Consider the following 20,315-nt stretch of genomic DNA (forward strand, 5'->3'; position numbering starts at 1 on the left):
TTGATATCAGCGGGGTTACTTTCCGTGGCTAAATCTATCGACAGTTTCAATTGTCGCTCCGTCCTTACCGTAGGCGGTAAGGACTATGTCTATTTCAGCCTTCCGAAGGCCGAGCAGAATGGTCTGCCAGGCGTTTCGAAGCTGCCCTTCTCCATGAAGGTTCTGCTCGAAAACCTGCTGCGCTTCGAAGACGGCCAGTCCGTCACCAAGGAGCAGATCCTCTCTGTTGCCGAATGGCTGAACAACAAGGGTCTCGCCGAGGCTGAAATCGCCTACCGTCCGGCCCGCGTTCTCATGCAGGACTTTACCGGCGTTCCGGCAGTCGTTGACCTTGCTGCCATGCGCGACGGCATCAAATCGCTCGGTGGCGATCCGGAGAAGATCAACCCGCTCGTGCCCGTCGATCTCGTCATTGACCACTCGGTCATCGTGGACGAATTCGGCACGCCGACCGCCTTCGCCAAGAACGTCGAACTCGAATACCAGCGTAACGGCGAACGTTATCGCTTCCTCAAGTGGGGCCAGCAGGCATTCAAGAATTTCCGGGTTGTTCCTCCGGGCACCGGCATCTGCCACCAGGTGAACTTCGAATATCTCGGCCAGACCGTCTGGACCAACGAGGAAGACGGCGAAGTGACCGCTTATCCGGACACCTGCGTCGGCACCGATTCGCATACCACGATGATCAACGGCCTGGGCGTGCTCGGCTGGGGCGTCGGCGGTATCGAAGCGGAAGCGTCCATGCTCGGCCAGCCGGTCTCGATGCTTCTGCCCGAAGTCATCGGCTTCAAGCTCACCGGCAAGCTCAAGGAAGGCGTCACCGCGACCGACCTCGTGCTGACCGTCGTGCAGATGTTGCGCAAGAAGGGCGTTGTTTCCAAGTTCGTCGAATTCTTCGGCCCTGGCATGGACAACATGCCGGTCGCAGACCGTGCGACGATCGGCAATATGGGCCCGGAATACGGTGCAACCTGCGGCTTCTTCCCGGTCGACGCAGAAACCGTCAACTATCTCAACATGTCCGGCCGCACCAAGGACCGTATCGCGCTTGTCGAAGCCTATTCGAAGGCACAGGGCATGTGGCGTGACAACGATGGCTCCGACCTCGTGTTCACCGACACGCTCGAGCTCGACCTCAACGACGTCGTGCCGTCCATGGCCGGCCCGAAGCGTCCGGAAGGCCGTATTCCGCTGGAAAACATCGCGTCCGGTTTCGCCGGCTCGATGGATACCGAATACAAGAAGCCGGGTCAGCTGGAAAACCGCTATGCGGTCGAAGGCACGGATTTCGATCTCGGTCATGGCGACGTCGCGATTGCCGCCATCACGTCCTGCACCAACACGTCCAACCCATCGGTTCTGATCGCTGCCGGCCTTCTCGCCCGCAACGCCGTTGCCAAGGGTCTGAAGTCGGCTCCGTGGGTGAAGACCTCGCTCGCTCCGGGATCCCAGGTCGTCGGCGAATATCTCGCCAAGTCCGGCCTGCAGGATTCGCTCGATGCGCTCGGCTTCAACCTCGTCGGTTTCGGCTGCACGACCTGCATCGGCAATTCCGGTCCGCTACCGGCCCCTATCTCCAAGACGATCAACGACAAGGGCCTCATCGTTTCGGGCGTGCTTTCGGGCAACCGTAACTTCGAAGGCCGCATCTCGCCGGACGTCCAGGCCAACTACCTCGCTTCGCCGCCGCTCGTCGTCGCTTATGCGCTGGCCGGTACGGTGCAGAAGGACCTGACGACGGAGCCGCTCGGCATCGGCAGCGATGGCCAGCCGGTTTTCCTCAAGGATGTCTGGCCGACCTCTGCCGAAGTGCAGGAGTTCATCCAGAAATACGTCACCCGCGAACTGTTCGAATCGAAGTATGCGGACGTCTTCAAGGGCGACGAAAACTGGCAGGCCGTGCAGATTCCGGAAGGCGATACCTATGCCTGGGACGACAAGTCGACCTATGTGCAGAACCCGCCTTACTTCGTCGGCATGGGCAAAACCGGTTCGGGCCTAAAGAACATCAAGGGCGCGCGCGTCCTCGGTCTCTTCGGCGACAAGATCACCACCGACCACATCTCTCCGGCCGGTTCGATCAAGGCTGCTTCGCCGGCTGGTGCTTACCTGACCGAAAACGGCGTCGCTGTGGCGGACTTCAATCAGTACGGCACCCGTCGTGGCAACCACGAAGTGATGATGCGCGGCACGTTTGCCAACATCCGCATCCGCAATCACATGCTCGGCCCGAACGGCAAGGAAGGTGGCTACACCATCCACTATCCGTCGAAGGAAGAGATGTCGATCTACGATGCGGCCATGCAGTACAAGGAAGAGGGCACGCCGCTGGTCATCTTCGCCGGCGTCGAATACGGCAACGGCTCGTCGCGTGACTGGGCTGCCAAGGGCACCAATCTTCTCGGCGTCAAGGCCGTCATCGCGCAGTCGTTCGAGCGTATTCACCGTTCGAACCTGGTCGGCATGGGTGTCGTCCCGTTCACCTTCGAAGAAGGCACGACCTGGGCGTCGCTGAACCTCAAGGGCGACGAAACCGTCACCATCGAGGGCCTCGAAGGCGACATCAAGCCGCGCGAATGGAAGATCGCCAAGATCACCTATGGCGACGGCACGGAGAAGGAAGTCAAAATCCTTTGCCGCATCGATACGCTCGATGAGGTCATCTACATGAACAACGGCGGCATTCTGCAGACCGTTCTTCGAGATCTGGCCGCATAAGGCCAAACGACAGAGCGCCCGCCGGTCCATCCGGCGGGCGTTTTCCTTTCTGGCGCAAATTGCGCCTGCAAAGCATTCCTTTCAGGTTTCCGCTCGTGTCCCTCATCATCTTCATCGGAATGACGGTGACCGTCTTCCTGACGTCGTTGCTCTCCGGCATCTTTGGCATGGCGGGCGGGCTGATCCTGCTCTGGGTGCTGCTTTTTCTTTATCCTGTCGGCACCGCCATCGCGATCCAGGGCGTCATCCAGATGGTTTCGAACGGCTCGCGGGCATGGTTCTCACGCGCCTATATCGACTGGAAGATTCTCTCTATTCTGTGTTCGGGCGTGGCGGTTTCGGCTCTCGTTCTGTTCATCACCAATTACACGCCGAGCCTCATGGTGGTGCTGATCGGCGTTGGTCTGATGCCGATCCTTGTCTGGTTGCCTGTCAACAAGCTGCAGCTTGATGCGTCACGCCCATCACATGCCTTTCTGGCCGGGCTGCTGTCGGGCGCAATGACAATCAGTGTCGGCGTGGCCGGTCCGACTGTCGATATCTTTTTCATCCGTACCGAGATGGATCGTCGCAAGATCATCGCCACAAAAGCGTCGATCCAGACACTGTCGCATCTGGCCAAGATTGCCTTCTACTGGGAGGCGGTCACGCAACTTCCAACCGTTGATGCCGTCGCCGTGTTGATCGCTGCTCCAATCGCCATTCTCGGCGCGCGGGCCGGCAATGGCATCCTGCAGAAGATGACCGATGCAAACTTCCGCGCCTGGACGCGATGGGTGGTGACGGCTGTCGGTGCCGTTTATTTGACCCAAGGTCTGCTGAAACTGGTTTGACGCAAAAGGTTTTTTCAGCAATTCATGGCAAATCTTCAAGAAACATGGCAGGGAAACCGATCACGTATCTGGTCCTCACCCTGTTGTGACTTCCGTTTGACCGGATGGATTGAGTATTTTGCAGGGTAAGATGTGCGTGGCCGTTTCGTCACCGCTGTGATGTCCGGTTCGCCCAGAGGGTTTTATTCGATGTTGTCGACTGTCCGTAACGCCGCTTTCCTGATCGGCCTGTTTTCAGCCGGTCTGGCCTGCGCAGGCGATATTGCGGAGCCGAAAGGTGTCGTCGAGCTGTTCACTTCGCAAGGCTGTGCCTCTTGCCCGCCTGCCGATGCCGCCTTGAAAAAACTGGTCGAGCAGGGCGATGTTGTCGCGCTTTCCTATCATGTCGATTACTGGAACTATCTCGGCTGGACGGACACGCTGAGCTCGAAGGAAAATACCGAACGCCAGTATGGCTATGCCCACGCCTTCGGGCGTAGTGGTGTTTACACGCCTCAGGCGGTCGTGAACGGTCGTGAGCATCTGATCGGAACTGATATCGCTGCCATCAATCAGAAGATGGACGGCATGAAGATGGCCGGGCAGGGAATGACCGTGCCGATCAAGGCCGCCATGAACGACGAAGAAATCGAAATCAATATCGGCGCCGGCGCTGGCAAGGCCGATATCGTCATTGCCTACTTTACCAAGAAGGAAAAGGTCGAGGTCCAGAAGGGCGAAAACACCGGCAAGCAGATGGAATATTGGCACAGCGTCTATGATGTGCAGACCGTCGGCATGTGGGACGGCAAGGATATGAAGATCACCGTACCCGCCCGAACCATGGGTAAGGGCAAGAAGGATGGCTGCGCCATTCTGTTGCAATCCTCGACCCCGAGCGGTGAACCTGCCGCAATCGTCGGCGCAACCGTGCTGATGGCCGGTCGCAAGCGCGACTGACGTTTTTACCGCGAAAATCTGGCACTGATGCCGGGAAAGGGTGTTGGTTGCCCGATCCGAGGCGTTGGGGGGCTGGGGGTAAGGGTCAGCGCTCCGGACCGGGCTTGTTTGACGCGAAGGCGTCAACCAACAATGCCAATCTCGCTTCGGATTCGGGCGCTGTTTTGACCGAAATGCGGCGAGAAAAATAACCTTGTCGGTTTGCAGCTGCTGATTTTGCAGCGCTTCTCCAACTCAACCGTCCGCGCTTGCATTTTATCCTTGCTGAGGCACACTGTCATATCTCTGCAATAGTCGATCTGGAGCCGTGATGACTGATCAGCCGGATTTTCCGAGGGGATCAAACCCCGAGGACAGCACCGTTGTTGTCGATCTCAACCAGTACAGACAGAACCGGGACCCGCTTCCCATAACATTCCATCGACGTGAACTTGATGCCATTCTATGGATTTACGGGCGCATGGTGGGTGAGGGCGAGTGGAAAGACTACGCCATCGACCATTTGAAGGACAAAGCGGTTTTCTCCGTCTTCAAGCGGTCCGGCGAAATGCCGCTTTTTCGCATCGAGAAAAATCCGAAGCTGGCAGCCAAGCAGGGCGCGTTCTCGGTCGTGAACACACATGGTATGATCCTCAAGCGTGGACACGACTTGCCGCAGGTGCTGAAAGTGTTCGACAAGGTGCTGAAGCTGATCGATTGAGTCGCGGGCCGCTTATTCGGTGTACAGCGAACCGGGATAGGCGACCATATCCGGCTCAGAACCCGTTCCCTCGCCGAGGGCGATCTGCATGAAGGCTGTATCCAGCCATTTGCCATGCTTGAATCCGGTGCCCTTCATCGTGCCGGTCATCTCGAAGCCAAGGCTTTTGTGAACGGCGACAGAGGCCGGACTGGCGCCGCCGATAACGGCGACCATTTGCCTGAACCCGAGTGCTTGGCAGCGAGCGAGCAGTTCCCTGAGCAGCGCCTTGCCGACGCCTTTGCCGCGCGCTTCCGGCGACAGATAAATCGAATCCTCCACAAGCCATCGATAGGCGGGGCGCGTGCGAAAAGCCGACGCATAGGCATATCCAAGGAGCGTTCCATCCTCCGCTTCGGCGGCGATATAGGGGTAGCCCTTGTCCTTGATCGCTTGAAAGCGGTGGGTCATTTCGGACTGGTCCGGCGGGGCGATCTCGTAGCTCGCCGTGCCATTCAGCACGCTGTCGCGATAGATGTCGGTAATGGCGCAGAGGTCGGCGATAATAGCATCGCGAAGGCGAAAGGTCATGACGGGACATCACTGTGGAGGGTGACCGAGCCTATGCCGGGCATCAGGTCTGGGCAACAAAAAAGGCGGCTGACCCGCCGCCTTTTCACTGTAATCACCTGATTGCTCAGTCGCGGTTGCCCATGAAGCGCAGCAGGAACAGGAACAGGTTGATGAAGTCCAGATACAGGTTCAGTGCGCCCATGATGGCCATGCGGCCGGTGGTGGCGTCATCGTGACCTTCGTAATACATTTCCTTGATCTTCTGGGTGTCGTAGGCGGTAAGGCCTGCGAAGATCAGCACGCCGATCGCCGAAATGGCGAAGTCGAGGGCGGTGGAGGCCAGGAAGATGTTGACGATCATCGCGATGATCAGGCCAAACAGACCCATCAGCAGGAACGAACCCATCCCCGACAGGTCCTTCTTGGTGGTGTAGCCGTAAAGCGATAACGCGCCAAAGGAAGCAGCGGTAACGAAGAAGGTCTGCACGATGCTCTGGCCGGTATAGACCAGGAAAATCGACGACAGCGACAGGCCCATCAGCGCCGCATAGATCCAGAACGTCATCTGCGCAGCAGCAACGCTCATCTTGTGGATGCGGAAGCTGATGAAGAAGACCAGAGCGACTGGTGCAAGCATCACCACCCAGCGAAGCGGTGAGCCATACATTGCCTGGGCAAAGGCGGGGCTATTGAGTGCGGCGGTATAGGTGCCGTAAGCCGCCAGGCCGGTGATCGCAAGACCGAGCGCCATCAGGTTATACACCTTCAGCATATGGGCCCGTAGGCCCTGATCGATCATCGCGCCCGACTGTACGCCGCCGCGTGCCGTGCGGTCTTGGTAGTTGTACGGATCAGCCATGGTTTCCTCTCAAAGCTCCGAGATATCTTCGGTGTGCAGGAAAATCCCGGGCGCCGCTGCGGAGCTCCAGCAAGCATGAGGAGAATATGCTGGTAGTTGCGTTGTCATTCAAGGCTTTGAAGCCCGAATCCTGAAAGTGAAGATAATTTAATGGTTCAGCTTCGATATGAGACCTGACGAACGTCAGGTCCGGCATCAGAGTTCGCGCAATACGGGTGCTGCCTTCTGTCCCAGAATGCGCCATGTACCGGCAAGGCCGATACCGACTGTCAGAACCAGTGCAATCACCAGCGTCAACACGGCTACGTCAGGCATGAAGGTTGATTGCAGACGCATGATTTTCGCCACCACATACCACGCAGCGCCGGTGCCTGCGAACAGGGCAAAGATCGCCGTTGCAGTTCCAAGGATCATATATTCGTAGCTGAAAGCCCGGATCAGCATGGAACGCGTGCCGCCTAGCGTTTTCAGGATGACCGCGTCATGGGTACGTGCGCGGTTTCCAGCTGCGAGTGCGCCGGCAAGGACCAGAACCGAGGCAATCAGCGCAACGGCTGCTGCGGCGCGGATCGCGGTCGCAAGCTGGCCCACAAGTTGGTCAACGATATCGATCGCGTCTTTTACTCGGACGCTGGTTATGGTGGGGAACGCATTGGTAACGGTCTTGAGGATCGCCGCCTCGGCTTGCGGAGACGCGCCGGTATCCGTCAGCGTTGCCAGCCAGGCATGTGGTGCGCCTCTAAACGTGTTGGGCGAAAACACCATGACGAAATTGATCGATAGCGATTCCCATTCGATCCTGCGGAAATTCGCGATCCTGGCGGTGATATTGCGACCGAGCACGTTGACCGTGACGGTGTCGCCGATCTTCAGCCCCAGTTCGCCGGCTTCTTCCGCCGAGAAGGAAACAAGTGGTTCGCCGTTATAATCGTCCGGCCACCACTCGCCTTCCACCAGTTTTGAGCCAGTCGGCAAATTGGCGTCATAGGTGATGCCGCGGTCGCCGCGCAGCACCCAGCGGCCTTGGGATGGTACGTTCATCTTGGCGACGTCCTCGCCATTGAAGGCAAGAATGCGTCCGCGCAGCATCGGTACCTCGGTGATCGTGCCCTGCGGTGACTGCTGCTTCAGAATGTCGACAAATCCCTGACGTTCGGCACTTTGGATATCGACAAAGAAGAAATTGGGTGCGTTCTGCGTCATCGTGCCGTTCAACTGGCGGCGCAGATTGCCGTCGATCAGTGTAAGGGTGACGAGCAGGGCGAGACCGAGACCAAGTGACAGAACCACGGATGGCGTGAGAGCGCCGGGCCGATGAATATTGCCGATGGCCAGCCGCAAAGCCGGAGAGGCAACGCGCGGACAACGACGCGCCAGCGTGGCGATGCCGCCGGCAACGATGCGCAGTAGTATGAAGGCGGCGGCTACCGCGCCGAGGAAGACGGATGCGATGAAACGGTCCTCAGCAGCGAAGATGGCCAGTGCGGCCAATGCGGCTAGAGCAATGCCGCCGGCCACGAGATAAGGCCAGGGGGGCAGGCGTGTCTGTTCAAAACCCTGTTCGCGGAAGAGCGCGGTGGCAGGAACTTCGCGCGCATGGCCGAGCGGCAGGATGGCGAAGGCAAAGGTCGTCAACAGGCCGAACAGCGCGGCAATACCCAGTGCAGACGGATAAAGTGTTACTTCGGCCGGAACGGGCAAGGCACCCTCAAGGAAGCGCAGGGCGACGAATGGAGCGACCGCGCCGACAGCCAGGCCGATCGCAATGCCGACGCCACCAAGGATCAGGATCTGGAAGAGATAGGTGGCTGTGACGACGAAAGCGGGGGCGCCAAGGCATTTCAGCGTCGCGATGGTCGTGCGCTTGCTGTCGAGAAAGGCACGGACCGCGTTCGCAACGCCGACACCGCCGACAATCAGGGCGGTCAGCCCGACAAGCGTGAGAAACTGCGAAAACCGGTCGACATTTTCGGTGAGTGACGGTGCTGCGCGGTCGCTGCTGCGAACCGACCAGCCGGCACTCGGAAACTGCTTGTTGGCATTGGCCACGACGGTTCGACTGGTGGAGGGGTCGGCCAGCTTGATGCGATAGGCATGTTCGACAAGACTGCCGGTGGTGATCAGGCCGGATGCGACCAATGCATCACGTGCGATCAGCAGGCGCGGAGCAAAGCCGAAACCTTCGGAAACGGCATCCGGTTCGGTGACGATCGTCCCTTTGATCTTGATACGGGCACTGCCGAGCAGCACCTCGTCGCCGACCGTGATGCCCAGCCTGTCGAGAAGGAGGGGCGCTGCGATCGCGCCGTAGACACCGTCCTCATGGGTGAGGATGTTGGTGAGCGGCATGTCCGGTTCAGTCTTCAACTGGCCATACAGCGGATAAACGCCATCAACCGCTTTCACCTCCGCCAATGTCTGGTCGGATCCATCTGGCAATCGCGCCATTGAGCGAAGATTGGTGGAAACCGACACGGTGCCGAGGCTGTTGAGGAAGGTGCGCTCTTCTTCGGTTGCTTCGCGATTGTTCAGCTCGAACCGCACGTCGCCGGCCAGCAGGCTCTGGCCCTGCGTGGCGATGGCACCCGTAATGGCGCGTGAAACGGAATTGACCGAAGCGATCGCACCGGTGCCGAGCGCAATGCAGGCAAGAAAGATGTAGAAGCCGGAAAGGCCACCGCGCATTTCACGGATGGCGAGGCGAAGCGCGATCGACAGGCGGGCAGACGTGCTGTTTCTCATGCGCGGATCGCTTCTCCGACGCTGCCGGGAGCAGCACCTTCGGCGACGATTTCGCCTGATCGCACACGGATCTGCCGCGAGCAGCGCGCTGCGAGTGCGTTGTCATGTGTGACCAAAAGCATGGTCATGCCGCGTTCGGCCTGTTTGGAGAAGAGCAAATCGGCGATCTGCCGTCCGGTTTCGGTGTCGAGATTGCCGGTTGGTTCATCAGCGATCAGAACGGAAGGCGAGGGCGCAAGCGCGCGGGCAATCGCCACACGCTGCTGTTCGCCGCCGGAGAGTTGGCCCGGGTAATGGTTGAGACGCTCGCCGAGACCGACGGCGATCAATTCCTGCCGCGCGATCTCGAACGGGTTGGCGACATTGGCCAGTTCCAGCGGCACCGCCACGTTCTCGATTGCCGTCATGTTGGCGATCAGATGAAACGATTGGAACACGATGCCGATATTGCGCCCGCGGAAATCGGCAAGTCCATCCTCGGAAAGCTGATGAAGCGGCGTGTTGAGAATGACGATTTCGCCACTGTCCAGTCTCTCGAGACCGGCGAGAACCATCAGAAGGGTAGACTTGCCGGACCCGGATGGGCCGACAATGCCGACAGCTTCGCCGCGACCGATCTGGACATCGATGTTTTTCAACACATGCACGGATGCTGCGGCGCTGCCGAGGGTGAGATCAGCCTTCTTCAGCTCGATGATGGTTTTAGTCACGCGCAGGCGTCCTATATTGGCATGTAACAGCGGTAATTGGGATGCCGGCAAGGTCCGGCGAACAGGTTGGCAATCTAGGAAGGTCTTCATGGGATTGAAAGCGCTCGCACTTCACTTCACCGTCATAACCGGTTTGTCATTCGCGGCTTTTTCGGCAGCCGCGCAAAGCCCGGCGCAGACCCAGACCGTGCAGCTCGTCGGTTTCGGCGACAGCCTGATGGCCGGTTATCAATTGCCGCCGAACGAATCCTATACGGCGCAGCTCGAAGCCGCGCTCAAGGCTGACGGATTGAACGTCACGATCACGAATGCCGGCGTTTCCGGTGATACGACATCGGGCGGGCTGTCACGCATCGACTGGTCTGTACCGGACGGAACGCAGGGCGTGATCGTCGAGCTGGGTGCAAACGACGCCCTGCGCGGCATCTCGCCGGAGCAGAGCGAAAAGAACCTCGATGCGATGCTGGCGCGGTTGAAGGAACGGAATATTCCAGCGGTTTTGGCCGGCATACTGGCGCCACCGAACATGGGCGGCGAATATGCCGAGCGCTTCAATCCGATCTACAAGAAGCTCGCGGAAAAATATGACGTGCCGCTCTACCCCTTCTTTCTCGATGGCGTCGCAGCCCAACAATCGCTGCAATTGGCCGATGGCATGCATCCCAATGCCGAGGGCGTAAAGGTCATGGTTGAGCGCTCGAAACCGGTTATGCAGGACTTTGTTCGCTCTATTCTTATGGAAAAGAAATAGTAGGTTGCGCGGAACCTCCATGCGTGTTCCGCTGTTGTCAGATCCGAGAGATTCGAGGAGGTCCCCATGCCGAGACTTTTCACCGCCCTCGAGATACCGCGCAATGTCGCGATGAGTCTGTCCTTGCTGCGGGGTGGAATACCCGGAGCGCGCTGGATTGATGTCGAAAACTATCACATCACCCTCCGTTTTATTGGCGATGTTGACAACCGCACCGCCGACGAGATCGTTGACCGGCTCGATCGCATAGACCGGCAGGAGTTTCAGGTCAGCATCAACGGGATCGGTTCCTTCGGTTCGAAAAAACCGCATTCCGTCTGGGCTGGCGTCACGCCTTCCCCGGAAATGGCGGCGTTGCAAGGCGAGATCGAACGAATTTGCCAGCGTATCGGTCTGCCAGCGGATCCAAGAAAATTCATGCCACACGTGACATTGGGCCGGCTAAAATCCTGCCGTCTGGATGATGTCGTGCATTATCTTGGCGGTCGCGGCAATTTCCACGCCATGCCTTTCACGGCCAGTCGCTTCGTCCTTTTGTCCTCCAAGGAATCGGTTGGCGGTGGACCTTACGTCACCGAGGAAGTGTTTCCGCTGAATGAGGCTTGGGGCATCGGCCATGCCGGTGGTGAGGTTTACGAAACGAGCCGATACTGAGATTTCTCGATTCCGGAGGTGCATAATGCGGCCCCAGAAACTCGAAGCGTCATCCATTCAGAGCGAGGTGGCCAGACTTGCCGGATGGGCGCTGCGCGAGGATGGCAAAGCCATTCTCAAGACATTCAAGTTCAAAAATTTTGTCGAGGCTTTCGGCTTCATGACACAATGCGCGTTGGCGGCGGAAAAGCTCGATCATCATCCGGAATGGTTCAATGTGTATGCCACGGTCGACGTTACACTGTCGACGCATGATGCCGATGGACTGACCGAACTCGATTTCAGGCTGGCAGGTCTGATGGATAAGACTGCGGGGTGAGATTGAACCTTCGTCAGGCCGTCGCCATATAGAACACCTACACCGCGAGGCTTGCTTCGGAGACGCGTTGATGGATGATGTGAAAATCGGTGAAATTCTGCTGCCGGGTGACGAGGAGACCCAGAACCGGCGCGAAACGCAGGTGCGGGCCAAATTTTGGCCGACCCTTCGGAAAGCCGTGCGCCACGTGCCCTTCTCGCGTGATCTCGTCGCGGCCTTTTATTGCGCTACCGATGCCAAGACACCCGCGCGTGCCAAGGGCGTGCTTCTGGCGGCGCTGGGTTATTTCGTGCTGCCGATCGATATCATTCCCGATTTTCTCGTCGTGGCAGGTTTTACCGACGATGTCGCCGTGCTTGCGGCCGCGTTGAAGATGATCAGCGTCCATATCACCGACGAGCATTACGATGCGGCGGACAGGGCCTTGGCAGACCAGCCGGATATGGCCAAGGCTGCGACTTCCAAATAATATTTGTCACTCAGGAAGCGGATGCATCGTGAGTATCGAGCGCCTTGCGCAGATGCTCGAAAGCCAAACGGATGCGCGATTTGACCGTGCCGAGCGGCAGCCCGGTGCAGGCGGCGATCTCGCTATGGGAATAGCCAAGGAAAAACGAAGCGCGCACCAGTTCCATCTGCTCGCCCGGAATACGCGTAAGTGCCTCCCTCACGCGCGCCTCGCGTTCCTCACTTTCCAGCATCGTTTCCATGCCGGGAACGTCATCGATCTGCAGCAACGGTTCCTGACCATCGATCATGCGGGTTCGGGTTCTGCGCTCGAGATCGATATGGCGGTTGCGCGCGATGCGGAAAAGCCAAGTGGAAAGCGAGGACCGATTCGGATCGTAGAGTTCGGCGCGGTGCCAGAGAACGGTCATGACCTCCTGAACGATTTCCTCAGCTTCTTCATTCGGAAGGCCTCGGCGATGGAGCCAGAAATTCAGGCGCGGTGCGAAATGATCGAACAACTGGCGGAACGCAAACTGGTCGCGACGTTCCGCAACAGCCTTGGCCAAAGCGGCGAAGCGATCTTTCTGGTCACCGTCGCTGAGCGCGTCATGGGTCATTCATCAAATATCCGCGTCATATCCAACTATTCTAATGTCAAAACAGCGTATTGGAAGAGGACAAACTCTCGCCCCATTCCTTGTGTCAGTAAATTATCAGGGGCGCGCAGGCCCGCAATCGAACTTCGAGCAAAACCAAGTCACATCGTGGTTAAAGCCGGGTTGGGACGAAGGTTGCTATGAGGCCTGAGGCGGTGCATCTTCTCGTCTTTACAAATCGACCTTCACGGTTTGGTAACCAGAATTTGCTCAAAATAGAGCGATCACGACCATGCCCGTAGGGCTTTCCGGTCGGTCGTTCATAAGAAAATTGGCAGGAAACCCATGTTTGCAAGACAAATTGTCATCGCGCTGAGCCTCATGCTGGCAGGCACGAGCATTGCCGCTGCGCAGGCGCCGAACCGTATTCAGCAGTTCAAGGCTTGGGGTGCCTATTCCTACAAGCAGGGCAACGCCAACGTCTGCTACGTGCTTTCGGTCCCGACCACCAAGGAACCCGCTTCAGTCGATCACGGTGATATCTTTTTCATCGTTTCTCAGCGTCCTGGCCAGAATATTTCCTATGAGCCACAGGCGATGATGGGGTACACGCTGCAGACCAATTCCAAGGTCACCGTTACTATCGACGGCAAGAATTTCGTGATGTTCACCAAGGAAAAGGCGGCTTGGGTAGAAAATGCTGCCGAAGAGCCGGCTCTCGTAGCAGCCATGAAAACCGGAACGAACATGAGTGTCAGCGCCGTATCCGGTCGCGGCACCAAGACCTCCTACGCTTATTCGCTGGCCGGCATTTCCGCAGCCCTGAAGCAGATCGAAACCTGCAAATAAGCGCCGCGGCACCAATTCCAATGAAAGGCCGGTCGCGCGCGACCGGCCTTTCGCGTTTTTGCAAGACAGGGTGACGCGGCGGCATTTTGATGATAAAGCCCCGCTCAACAGGGTCGGGCCGGATGGTGCTGCGGCCATTACAGGTTTCACGAACAGACATGCCTCGCTTTATCCGCCGATGTCGCGGTGGCGCTGGTCATGTGCTCGAACGGGATAGAACATGTCAGTCACAGCAGAGGTTTTTGCGCCCGGCGTCGTTGCAAAGAAGCCGCTTGTCGCCAATCCTGATCTTTTCGCCTCCAAGCCGACTTTGATCGGCATGACGCGCGAACAGATGGCGACTGCGCTGAAGGAAAAGGGCGTTGCCGAAAAGCAGGTGCGCATGCGTGTGAACCAGCTTTGGCACTGGCTCTATATCCGCGGCGTTTCCGATTTCGACGCGATGACCAATGTCGCCAAAGACATGCGTGAAATGCTGAAACAGCATTTCACCATCGCCCGGCCGGAGGTTGTCGAGGAGCAGATCTCCAACGATGGCACGCGCAAATGGCTGCTGCGCTTTCCGCCGCGTGGTGCGGGACGTCCGGTCGAGATCGAGACGGTCTACATCCCGGAAGAAGGTCGTGGCACGCTGTGCATCTCCAGCCAGGTCGGCTGCACGCTCACCTGTTCCTTCTGTCACACCGGCACGCAGCGCTTAGTGCGCAACTTGACGGCTGAAGAAATTCTCAGTCAGCTTCTTCTGGCCCGCGACCGGCTCGGCGACTTTCCGGGTGCGGACACGCCGCCCGGCGCCTTCGTGCCGACCGGTGATCGCAAGGTCACCAATATCGTCATGATGGGCATGGGCGAGCCGCTCTACAATTTCGACAACGTCAAGACGGCGCTGCTCATTGCAACCGACGGCGATGGTCTGTCCCTGTCGAAACGTCGCGTGACGTTGTCGACCTCGGGCGTCGTGCCGGAAATTTTCCGCACCGGTGAAGAGATCGGCGTGATGCTGGCGATCTCGCTGCATGCCGTACGCGACGAGTTGCGTGACATGCTGGTGCCGATCAACAAGAAATATCCACTCAAGGAGTTGATCGACGCCTGCCGCAAATATCCCGGCTTGTCGAATGCCCGCCGCATCACCTTTGAATATGTGATGCTGAAAGACGTCAACGACAGCCTGGAAGATGCCAAGGCCATGGTTCAGCTGTTGAAGGGCGTGCCAGCCAAGATCAACCTGATCCCCTTTAACCCTTGGCCGGGCACGAATTATCAGTGCTCCGACTGGGCGACGATCGAAAAATTTGCCGATTTCATCAATCAGGCCGGTTATGCCTCGCCGATCCGCACACCGCGCGGCCGTGACATTCTCGCCGCCTGCGGCCAGTTGAAGTCCGAATCGGAGCGCATGCGCAAGACTGATCGCCTCGCCTTCGAAGCCATGATGATTGCCGGTCACGGCGAGGACGATTGATCGATCGTCTTTGCCTGCGGCAATCAGGTCGTTGTTGATTTTGGACGGCGCGCTCCATAAGAAGCCCGACAGATAATCTGCTCGGAGGAATTTATGCGCACTTTCATTCTCGCACTTGCCGCTGCGACCGTTCTCGTCATGCCTGCCAAGGCTGCCGATGTCACCGTCGCGGTTACCGCGATCGTCGAACATCCTGCACTGGATGCCGCCCGCGATGGCGTCAAGGAAGCTTTGGCCGAAGCCGGTTACAAGGACGGCGAAAACCTCAAGTTCCTGTATGAATCCGCGCAGGGTAACCCCGGTACTGCGGCGCAGATTGCCCGTCAGTTCGTTGGCGAAGAACCGACGGTTATCGTTCCCATTTCCACACCGTCGGCTCAGGCGGTGGTATCCGCAACCCGCGATATTCCGGTCGTCTTCACGGCTGTTTCCGATCCGGTCGGCGCGCAACTTGTGAAGGATGTGGCCAAGCCGGGACGCAATGTCACCGGGCTTTCCGACATGTCGCCGGTCGCCGAGCATATTAAGCTGATCAAGGAAATCTCGCCAAACGCCAAGTCTATCGGATTTCTCTATAATACCGCAGAAACCAACTCGATCTCGATCCTTGCTGCTCTCAAGGAAGAAGCTGCCAAGAACGACATGACCGTCATCGAGTCCGTTGCCACAAAATCGGCTGAGGTGCAGGGTGCTGCCCGTGCGCTGGTCGGCCGCGCCGATGTCTTCTATATTCCAACCGACAACACGATCGTTTCTGCTTTCGAGGCTGCCGTTGGTGTTGCTGAAGAAGCGAAAATCCCGCTTTACGCGGCCGACACGGGCTCGGTGGATCGCGGCGCTGTCGCGGCCCTCGGCTTCAATTATTTCGACGTGGGCAAGCAGACCGGTGCGATCGTCGTTCGTATCCTCAAGGGTGAAGCACCGGGTGATATTCCGGTCACTGTCGCTGCCGGCACCGATCTGGTCATCAACAAGGGTGCGGCAAGCCGCATGGGTGTGACCCTGCCGGAAGCGATCGTGTCGCGCGCTACGCGCACGGTCGAGTAAACTATATACCCGCGCATCGGATGGTTTTACGCCGTCCGGTGTGACCGACGATAAACCGGTGCGGGAAGCCCGGATAAATGAGGGGAGCACGAAAGGTGCTTAGTCAGATCGCCTTCTGGGGCGCAGTGGAGCTTGGGCTTGTTTTCGCCTTCGTTGCCATCGGTGTATTTCTCGCCTTTCGGGTGCTCGATTTTCCCGACCTGACGGTCGATGGCTCGTTCCCGCTCGGCGCGGCCGTTGCCGCCGTGCTGATCACCATCGGCGTCAATCCGTGGCTTGCGGCCGCCGCCGCGATGATTGCCGGTGCCGTTGCCGGCATGGTGACAGCGTTCCTGAACGTGCGTTTCCGCATCCTGAACCTGCTCGCCTCCATTCTCACGATGATCGCGCTTTTTTCCGTCAATCTCAGAGTTATGGGCAAGCCGAACGTCGCGCTGATCAATGCCGATACGATGCTGAGCCCCTTCCTTGGCCTGGGGCTGCGTGAGGTTTATGTACGGCCGCTGTTCGTCGGCGTGCTGGTCGTCCTTGCGGTGATTGCCGTCTGGCGTTTTCTGGAAAGCGATGCCGGTCTTGCCATGCGGGCTACGGGCGCCAATCCGCGCATGTCGCGGGCGCAGGGCATCGATACAAGCTGGCAGGTTTATCTCGGTCTGGCCTTGTCCAATGCCCTCGTTGCGCTGGGTGGTGCATTGTTCGCTCAGACCAATGGTTTTGCCGACGTGACGTCCGGTGTCGGCACAATCGTGGTCGGGTTGGCGGCCGTCATCATTGGTGAAACGCTTTTTGGAGCGCGCGGTATTTTGCTGGCACTGATCGGCTGTGTCGTCGGGTCTATCCTCTACCGCATCGCTATTCAGGTGGCGTTGTCTACGGATGCGTTGGGCCTCAAGGCATCCGACCTCAATCTCGTCACCGCTGTTCTGGTGGCCGTGGCACTGGTTCTGCCGCGTTTGCGCCGTGGGGCTTCGTCATGATCGATCTCAGCAATATCCATGTCACCTTCGGCAAGGGAACACCGCTGCAAAAAGAAGCCCTGAAGGGCGTTAGCCTCACCATAGAGGAAGGCTCCTTCGTGACGGTTATCGGATCGAACGGTGCCGGAAAGTCGACCTTGCTCGGCGTTCTGGCCGGAGATGTTCTGGCCAACGAAGGCAAGGTCATGATCGGCAATACCGACGTGACGCGCAAATCGACGTCCGCGCGGGCCGGTCTGGTTGCTCGCGTCTTTCAGGATCCGCTGACGGGCAGTTGCGGTTCGCTGTCCATTGAAGAGAATCTGGCGCTTGCGGCCCGCCGTGGCGAGCGTCGCGGGCTGCGATCGGCACTTGGTCCGCGTCGCCGTGAGCTTTTCCGCGATCGCATTTCCGAACTTAATCTCGGCCTCGAAAACCGCATGAAGGACCGCATGGACCTTCTGTCCGGCGGCCAGCGTCAGGCTGTGTCTCTGGTCATGTCGACCTTGTCGGGCTCGGAAGTGCTGCTGCTCGATGAACATACTGCGGCGCTTGATCCGGGTATGGCCGAGTTCATCATGAAGCTCACCCAGCGTGTCGTCTCCGAGCGCAAGCTCACCACGCTGATGGTCACCCATTCCATGCGCCAGGCGCTGGATTTCGGTCACCGCACGATCATGTTGCATGGCGGCGAGATCATTCTCGATGTCAGCGGAGACAGCCGCAAGGACCTGCAGGTCGAGGACCTGATCGCCATGTTCCGCAAGATGCGCGGCGAAACACTGGATGACGACGCCCTGCTGATCGGCTGACGTCGTCCGGTTTTATCGATCTGCCTGTCGTCCCGAGACCGGTTCCGGCCTTGGGGCGATTGCGTTTCAGCGTGCCTGCGTCAGGAAAATCTTGGCCGCGAAGACCGAAAAGACGCCGGCGAACGTGTAGTCTATGCCGCGCAGCACTTTCGGATTGGCCTGTAGCCAGTTGGCAAGCTTGTCGGCGGCGAGGATGGCCGCGATATTCACCGGCATGCAGATGATGATGAAGTAGATGCCGAGGAAGATCAGCTTGCCGGTGACGTGAGGATCGCCGGCGGTAACGAACTGCGGCAGGAAGGTCATGAAGAAGATGATGACCTTCGGGTTGAGAATGTTGACCCAGAAGCCGACCGAGACGTTGGCCAGCGCACTGCTTTCCGCCTTGTCGACCTTCTGCACCGAAAGGCTGGAGCCGTAGCGGATGGCCTGGATCGCCAGCCAAAGCAGATAGGCGGCACCGCCCGTCTTGAGGATGAAGAACGCCGTCGGCGAGGCGGTGATCAGTGCCGAGATACCGAAGGCAACGAGCAGCGTGTGGCAGACGACACCGAGCGTGGTGCCCAGCACCACGTACATGGCCGGCTTGCGGCCCTGGCCAAGCGCGCGGCTGATGGAGAGGGTCATGTCCGGGCCGGGCGTCAGGGCGAGAAGAAGGCCTGCGGCGGAAAAGGCGAGCAGGGTGGCAATGCTGGGCAGGAAATCCATGGGTGCACTCGAAAGCCGGATGGTCGATACATCTGTGTATCCGGCTTTCAAGATCCTGCCAATGGATCAGCGTCCGGTGATGAATGCCTTGGAGGCCTCCGCATAATCCGGGTGCCAGCGTGATAGCGGCGGACGGTTTTCGATGATGTCGCCGATCGCCCAAGCCATGCGGCGCTCATCCGTTGCGCGATCGACATCGTTGTCAGGGCAAAGGATATAAAAATCGCCGCGCTCGATGCTTTTCAGCATGAACTCGACGGTCTGTTCCGATGTCCAGGCACCTTCGGGTTTCTCAGTGCGCCCACCTGCGGCCAGCGGCGTGAACACGAAGCCCGGGATCAGCAGATGCGCTTCAACATTGCATTCCGGCGTGTTGCGGAGTTCGTGCTGAAGGGCTTCAGTGAATGCTTTTACGCCTGCCTTGGAGACGTTGTAGGCCGGGTCGCCGGGCGGCGTGGTTATGCCCTGTTTTGAGCCGGTGTTGATGATCAGCGCCGGTTCCCTGTGGGCGATCATGCCGGGACCGAAAACGCGGCTACCGTTGATGATGCCCATCAGATTGACGGCCAAAACACTGTCCCAGTTCGCCTGCGGGGCAAAAATGCTGCTGCCGGGCTGGATGCCGGCATTGTTCATCAGCACATGTACGCGCCCAAAGCGCTGGATGACGGCGCGTTCCAGTGCTTCAAGCTGGTTGATCCGCGAAACGTCTGTGGGGATTGCAACGACATCGGCCTCGCCGTCTTCTGCCAATGCTGAAACCTCGCGTGCGGCTTCAGCCAGCCGATCGCCTTCGAGGTCGATAAGCACGACACAGAGGCCAAGCCGCGCGAACGCCTTGGCTGCGGAAAGACCGATACCGGAGGCAGCACCGGTGACGACGGCGACATTGTCCTTCTTGAGGGCAGGATGAATTGTGGTCACGGCACATCTCCTCTGTGAGGCTGCAGTTCAAAGGTTCGGCGGCATATGGTACGGTGGCGGTACTCCGTCAACATGACGGGAGGGTGAACCGGAGCCGGCAGATGGGCGAGATCACATCGATCAAGGTGGATGAGGAATTGACCGCTTTCGTGAAAAAGCAGGTGGATGACGGACGTTATTCTTCCGAGAGCGAAGTGATCGAGGAGGCGTTGCGTCTGCTCAAGGAGAGCGAAGAGGCGGCCATTGATGCAATTCGCGCCGCAATCGAGGAAGGCGAGGCTTCAGGGGAGCCGGAAACCTTTGATGCCGACGTGTTTTTAGCCGAAATCCATCGTAAACATGGCCGATGACTCGAAGCGCTACAAGCTTTCTCCAAGAGCGAAACGAGATCTCTTGGAGATCTGGCTCTATACCCGCGAAACGTGGTCGATCACCCAGGCGGATAGCTATTATCGAGATCTTGTCGCCTCGATGGAAGCTTTGGCTTCTGGCGTGAAACGTGGCAAGTCGATTGACGATATCCACTCCGGCTATTTCAGTGTTGCGTCCGGCTCGCATCGGATCATCTACCGCCGCGCGAACCGGCAGGTTCTGGTTATCTGCATCCTTCATCAGCGCATGACCTGCGCCAGCATCTCTGACGCCGTTTTGCCGGGTTTCCCTTGCGTGGCCCGCGAAACTCGCTAAAAAGTTTGGCGATCCAATTGGGCGGAATTGTTTCCGCCACCACC

22 protein-coding genes are annotated in these 20,315 nt (G+C 58.6%); 15 read left to right on the forward strand and 7 right to left on the reverse strand.

The genetic code is table 11. The features are described 5' to 3' along the window. Positions 1-24 precede the first annotated feature (24 nt). From acnA to ACRQ1B_RS20730, 4 genes are all read left to right on the forward strand, one after another. Positions 25-2,718 (forward strand): aconitate hydratase AcnA, encoded by a 2,694-nt coding sequence (gene acnA / locus ACRQ1B_RS20715; protein WP_432295936.1) that lies wholly within the window; start codon positions 25-27, stop codon positions 2,716-2,718. A 95-nt stretch (positions 2,719-2,813) separates the two neighbouring features. Continuing rightward, positions 2,814-3,551, forward strand: coding sequence for a TSUP family transporter (locus ACRQ1B_RS20720; protein ID WP_432295938.1), 738 nt, complete (start codon positions 2,814-2,816; stop codon positions 3,549-3,551). Positions 3,552-3,740: 189 nt separating this feature from the next. After that, positions 3,741-4,490, forward strand: a complete 750-nt coding sequence (locus tag ACRQ1B_RS20725; RefSeq protein ID WP_432295940.1) for a DUF1223 domain-containing protein — start codon at positions 3,741-3,743, stop codon at positions 4,488-4,490. Between the two features lie 310 nt (positions 4,491-4,800). Further along, entirely contained in the window at positions 4,801-5,190 is a 390-nt protein-coding gene (locus tag ACRQ1B_RS20730) for a DUF2794 domain-containing protein (RefSeq protein ID WP_432295941.1), read from the forward strand. Positions 5,191-5,202: 12 nt separating this feature from the next. On the opposite strand, the gene ACRQ1B_RS20735 is transcribed toward ACRQ1B_RS20730, so the two are convergent. The 4 genes from ACRQ1B_RS20735 to ACRQ1B_RS20750 all read right to left on the reverse strand — a co-directional run bounded on the left by ACRQ1B_RS20735 (position 5,203) and on the right by ACRQ1B_RS20750 (position 10,053). Further along, positions 5,203-5,760, reverse strand: a complete 558-nt coding sequence (locus ACRQ1B_RS20735; RefSeq protein WP_432295942.1) for a GNAT family N-acetyltransferase — start codon at positions 5,758-5,760, stop codon at positions 5,203-5,205. 106 nt (positions 5,761-5,866) lie between these two features. After that, the gene (locus ACRQ1B_RS20740) at positions 5,867-6,601 is read right to left on the reverse strand and encodes a Bax inhibitor-1/YccA family protein (protein ID WP_432295943.1); all 735 of its coding nucleotides are present in this window, start codon (positions 6,599-6,601) and stop codon (positions 5,867-5,869) included. Between the two features lie 195 nt (positions 6,602-6,796). Beyond that, complete coding sequence (locus tag ACRQ1B_RS20745; protein WP_432295944.1) at positions 6,797-9,343, reverse strand: ABC transporter permease; 2,547 nt, start codon at positions 9,341-9,343, stop codon at positions 6,797-6,799. Beyond that, positions 9,340-10,053, reverse strand: coding sequence for an ABC transporter ATP-binding protein (locus tag ACRQ1B_RS20750; RefSeq protein WP_432295945.1), 714 nt, complete (start codon positions 10,051-10,053; stop codon positions 9,340-9,342). Before ACRQ1B_RS20750 ends, ACRQ1B_RS20745 begins: the two co-directional genes overlap by 4 nt. 88 nt (positions 10,054-10,141) lie before the next feature. Here ACRQ1B_RS20750 and ACRQ1B_RS20755 point away from each other — a divergent pair, with 88 nt between their 5' ends. From ACRQ1B_RS20755 to ACRQ1B_RS20770, 4 genes are all read left to right on the forward strand, one after another. Beyond that, positions 10,142-10,804, forward strand: coding sequence for an arylesterase (locus ACRQ1B_RS20755; RefSeq protein ID WP_432295946.1), 663 nt, complete (start codon positions 10,142-10,144; stop codon positions 10,802-10,804). 66 nt (positions 10,805-10,870) lie between these two features. Further along, on the forward strand, positions 10,871-11,458 hold the full coding sequence (gene thpR, locus ACRQ1B_RS20760) for an RNA 2',3'-cyclic phosphodiesterase (protein WP_432295947.1): 588 nt from the start codon (positions 10,871-10,873) through the stop codon (positions 11,456-11,458). A 25-nt stretch (positions 11,459-11,483) separates the two neighbouring features. Continuing rightward, on the forward strand, positions 11,484-11,777 hold the full coding sequence (locus tag ACRQ1B_RS20765) for a 4a-hydroxytetrahydrobiopterin dehydratase (RefSeq protein ID WP_432295948.1): 294 nt from the start codon (positions 11,484-11,486) through the stop codon (positions 11,775-11,777). Positions 11,778-11,847: 70 nt separating this feature from the next. After that, positions 11,848-12,246: a YkvA family protein gene (locus ACRQ1B_RS20770; RefSeq protein WP_432295950.1), complete on the forward strand. Its 399-nt coding sequence runs from the start codon at positions 11,848-11,850 to the stop codon at positions 12,244-12,246. A gap of 10 nt (positions 12,247-12,256) precedes the next feature. On the opposite strand, the gene ACRQ1B_RS20775 is transcribed toward ACRQ1B_RS20770, so the two are convergent. Continuing rightward, positions 12,257-12,844 (reverse strand): sigma-70 family RNA polymerase sigma factor, encoded by a 588-nt coding sequence (locus tag ACRQ1B_RS20775; RefSeq protein ID WP_432295952.1) that lies wholly within the window; start codon positions 12,842-12,844, stop codon positions 12,257-12,259. Between the two features lie 324 nt (positions 12,845-13,168). Between ACRQ1B_RS20775 and ACRQ1B_RS20780 the strand changes: the two genes are divergently transcribed. The 5 genes from ACRQ1B_RS20780 to ACRQ1B_RS20800 all read left to right on the forward strand — a co-directional run bounded on the left by ACRQ1B_RS20780 (position 13,169) and on the right by ACRQ1B_RS20800 (position 17,952). Continuing rightward, a complete protein-coding gene (locus tag ACRQ1B_RS20780; protein WP_432295953.1) occupies positions 13,169-13,672 on the forward strand; it encodes an invasion associated locus B family protein in 504 nt (167 codons plus the stop codon). Positions 13,673-13,892: 220 nt separating this feature from the next. Next, positions 13,893-15,137, forward strand: coding sequence for a dual-specificity RNA methyltransferase RlmN (rlmN, locus tag ACRQ1B_RS20785; protein ID WP_432295954.1), 1,245 nt, complete (start codon positions 13,893-13,895; stop codon positions 15,135-15,137). A 93-nt stretch (positions 15,138-15,230) separates the two neighbouring features. After that, a complete protein-coding gene (locus ACRQ1B_RS20790) occupies positions 15,231-16,184 on the forward strand; it encodes an ABC transporter substrate-binding protein (protein ID WP_432295956.1) in 954 nt (317 codons plus the stop codon). A gap of 77 nt (positions 16,185-16,261) precedes the next feature. After that, positions 16,262-17,161 (forward strand): ABC transporter permease, encoded by a 900-nt coding sequence (locus ACRQ1B_RS20795; RefSeq protein WP_432295957.1) that lies wholly within the window; start codon positions 16,262-16,264, stop codon positions 17,159-17,161. Continuing rightward, entirely contained in the window at positions 17,158-17,952 is a 795-nt protein-coding gene (locus tag ACRQ1B_RS20800; protein WP_432295958.1) for an ABC transporter ATP-binding protein, read from the forward strand. The genes ACRQ1B_RS20795 and ACRQ1B_RS20800 overlap by 4 nt, the downstream gene beginning before the upstream one ends. A gap of 66 nt (positions 17,953-18,018) precedes the next feature. Here ACRQ1B_RS20800 and ACRQ1B_RS20805 read toward each other — a convergent pair whose 3' ends face one another. After that, the gene (locus tag ACRQ1B_RS20805) at positions 18,019-18,660 is read right to left on the reverse strand and encodes a LysE family translocator (RefSeq protein ID WP_432295959.1); all 642 of its coding nucleotides are present in this window, start codon (positions 18,658-18,660) and stop codon (positions 18,019-18,021) included. 66 nt (positions 18,661-18,726) lie between these two features. After that, entirely contained in the window at positions 18,727-19,584 is an 858-nt protein-coding gene (locus ACRQ1B_RS20810; protein ID WP_432295960.1) for an SDR family NAD(P)-dependent oxidoreductase, read from the reverse strand. A 101-nt stretch (positions 19,585-19,685) separates the two neighbouring features. Between ACRQ1B_RS20810 and ACRQ1B_RS20815 the strand changes: the two genes are divergently transcribed. Together ACRQ1B_RS20815 and ACRQ1B_RS20820 are read left to right on the forward strand one after the other, a co-directional pair. Continuing rightward, a complete protein-coding gene (locus ACRQ1B_RS20815) occupies positions 19,686-19,934 on the forward strand; it encodes a type II toxin-antitoxin system ParD family antitoxin (protein ID WP_432295961.1) in 249 nt (82 codons plus the stop codon). Continuing rightward, positions 19,924-20,271, forward strand: coding sequence for a type II toxin-antitoxin system RelE/ParE family toxin (locus ACRQ1B_RS20820; RefSeq protein ID WP_432295963.1), 348 nt, complete (start codon positions 19,924-19,926; stop codon positions 20,269-20,271). Before ACRQ1B_RS20815 ends, ACRQ1B_RS20820 begins: the two co-directional genes overlap by 11 nt. Positions 20,272-20,315: the final 44 nt, after the last annotated feature.

This window comes from Endobacterium panacihumi, from assembly GCF_050847465.1.
GTDB classification, from domain to species: domain Bacteria; phylum Pseudomonadota; class Alphaproteobacteria; order Rhizobiales; family Rhizobiaceae; genus Neorhizobium; species Neorhizobium panacihumi.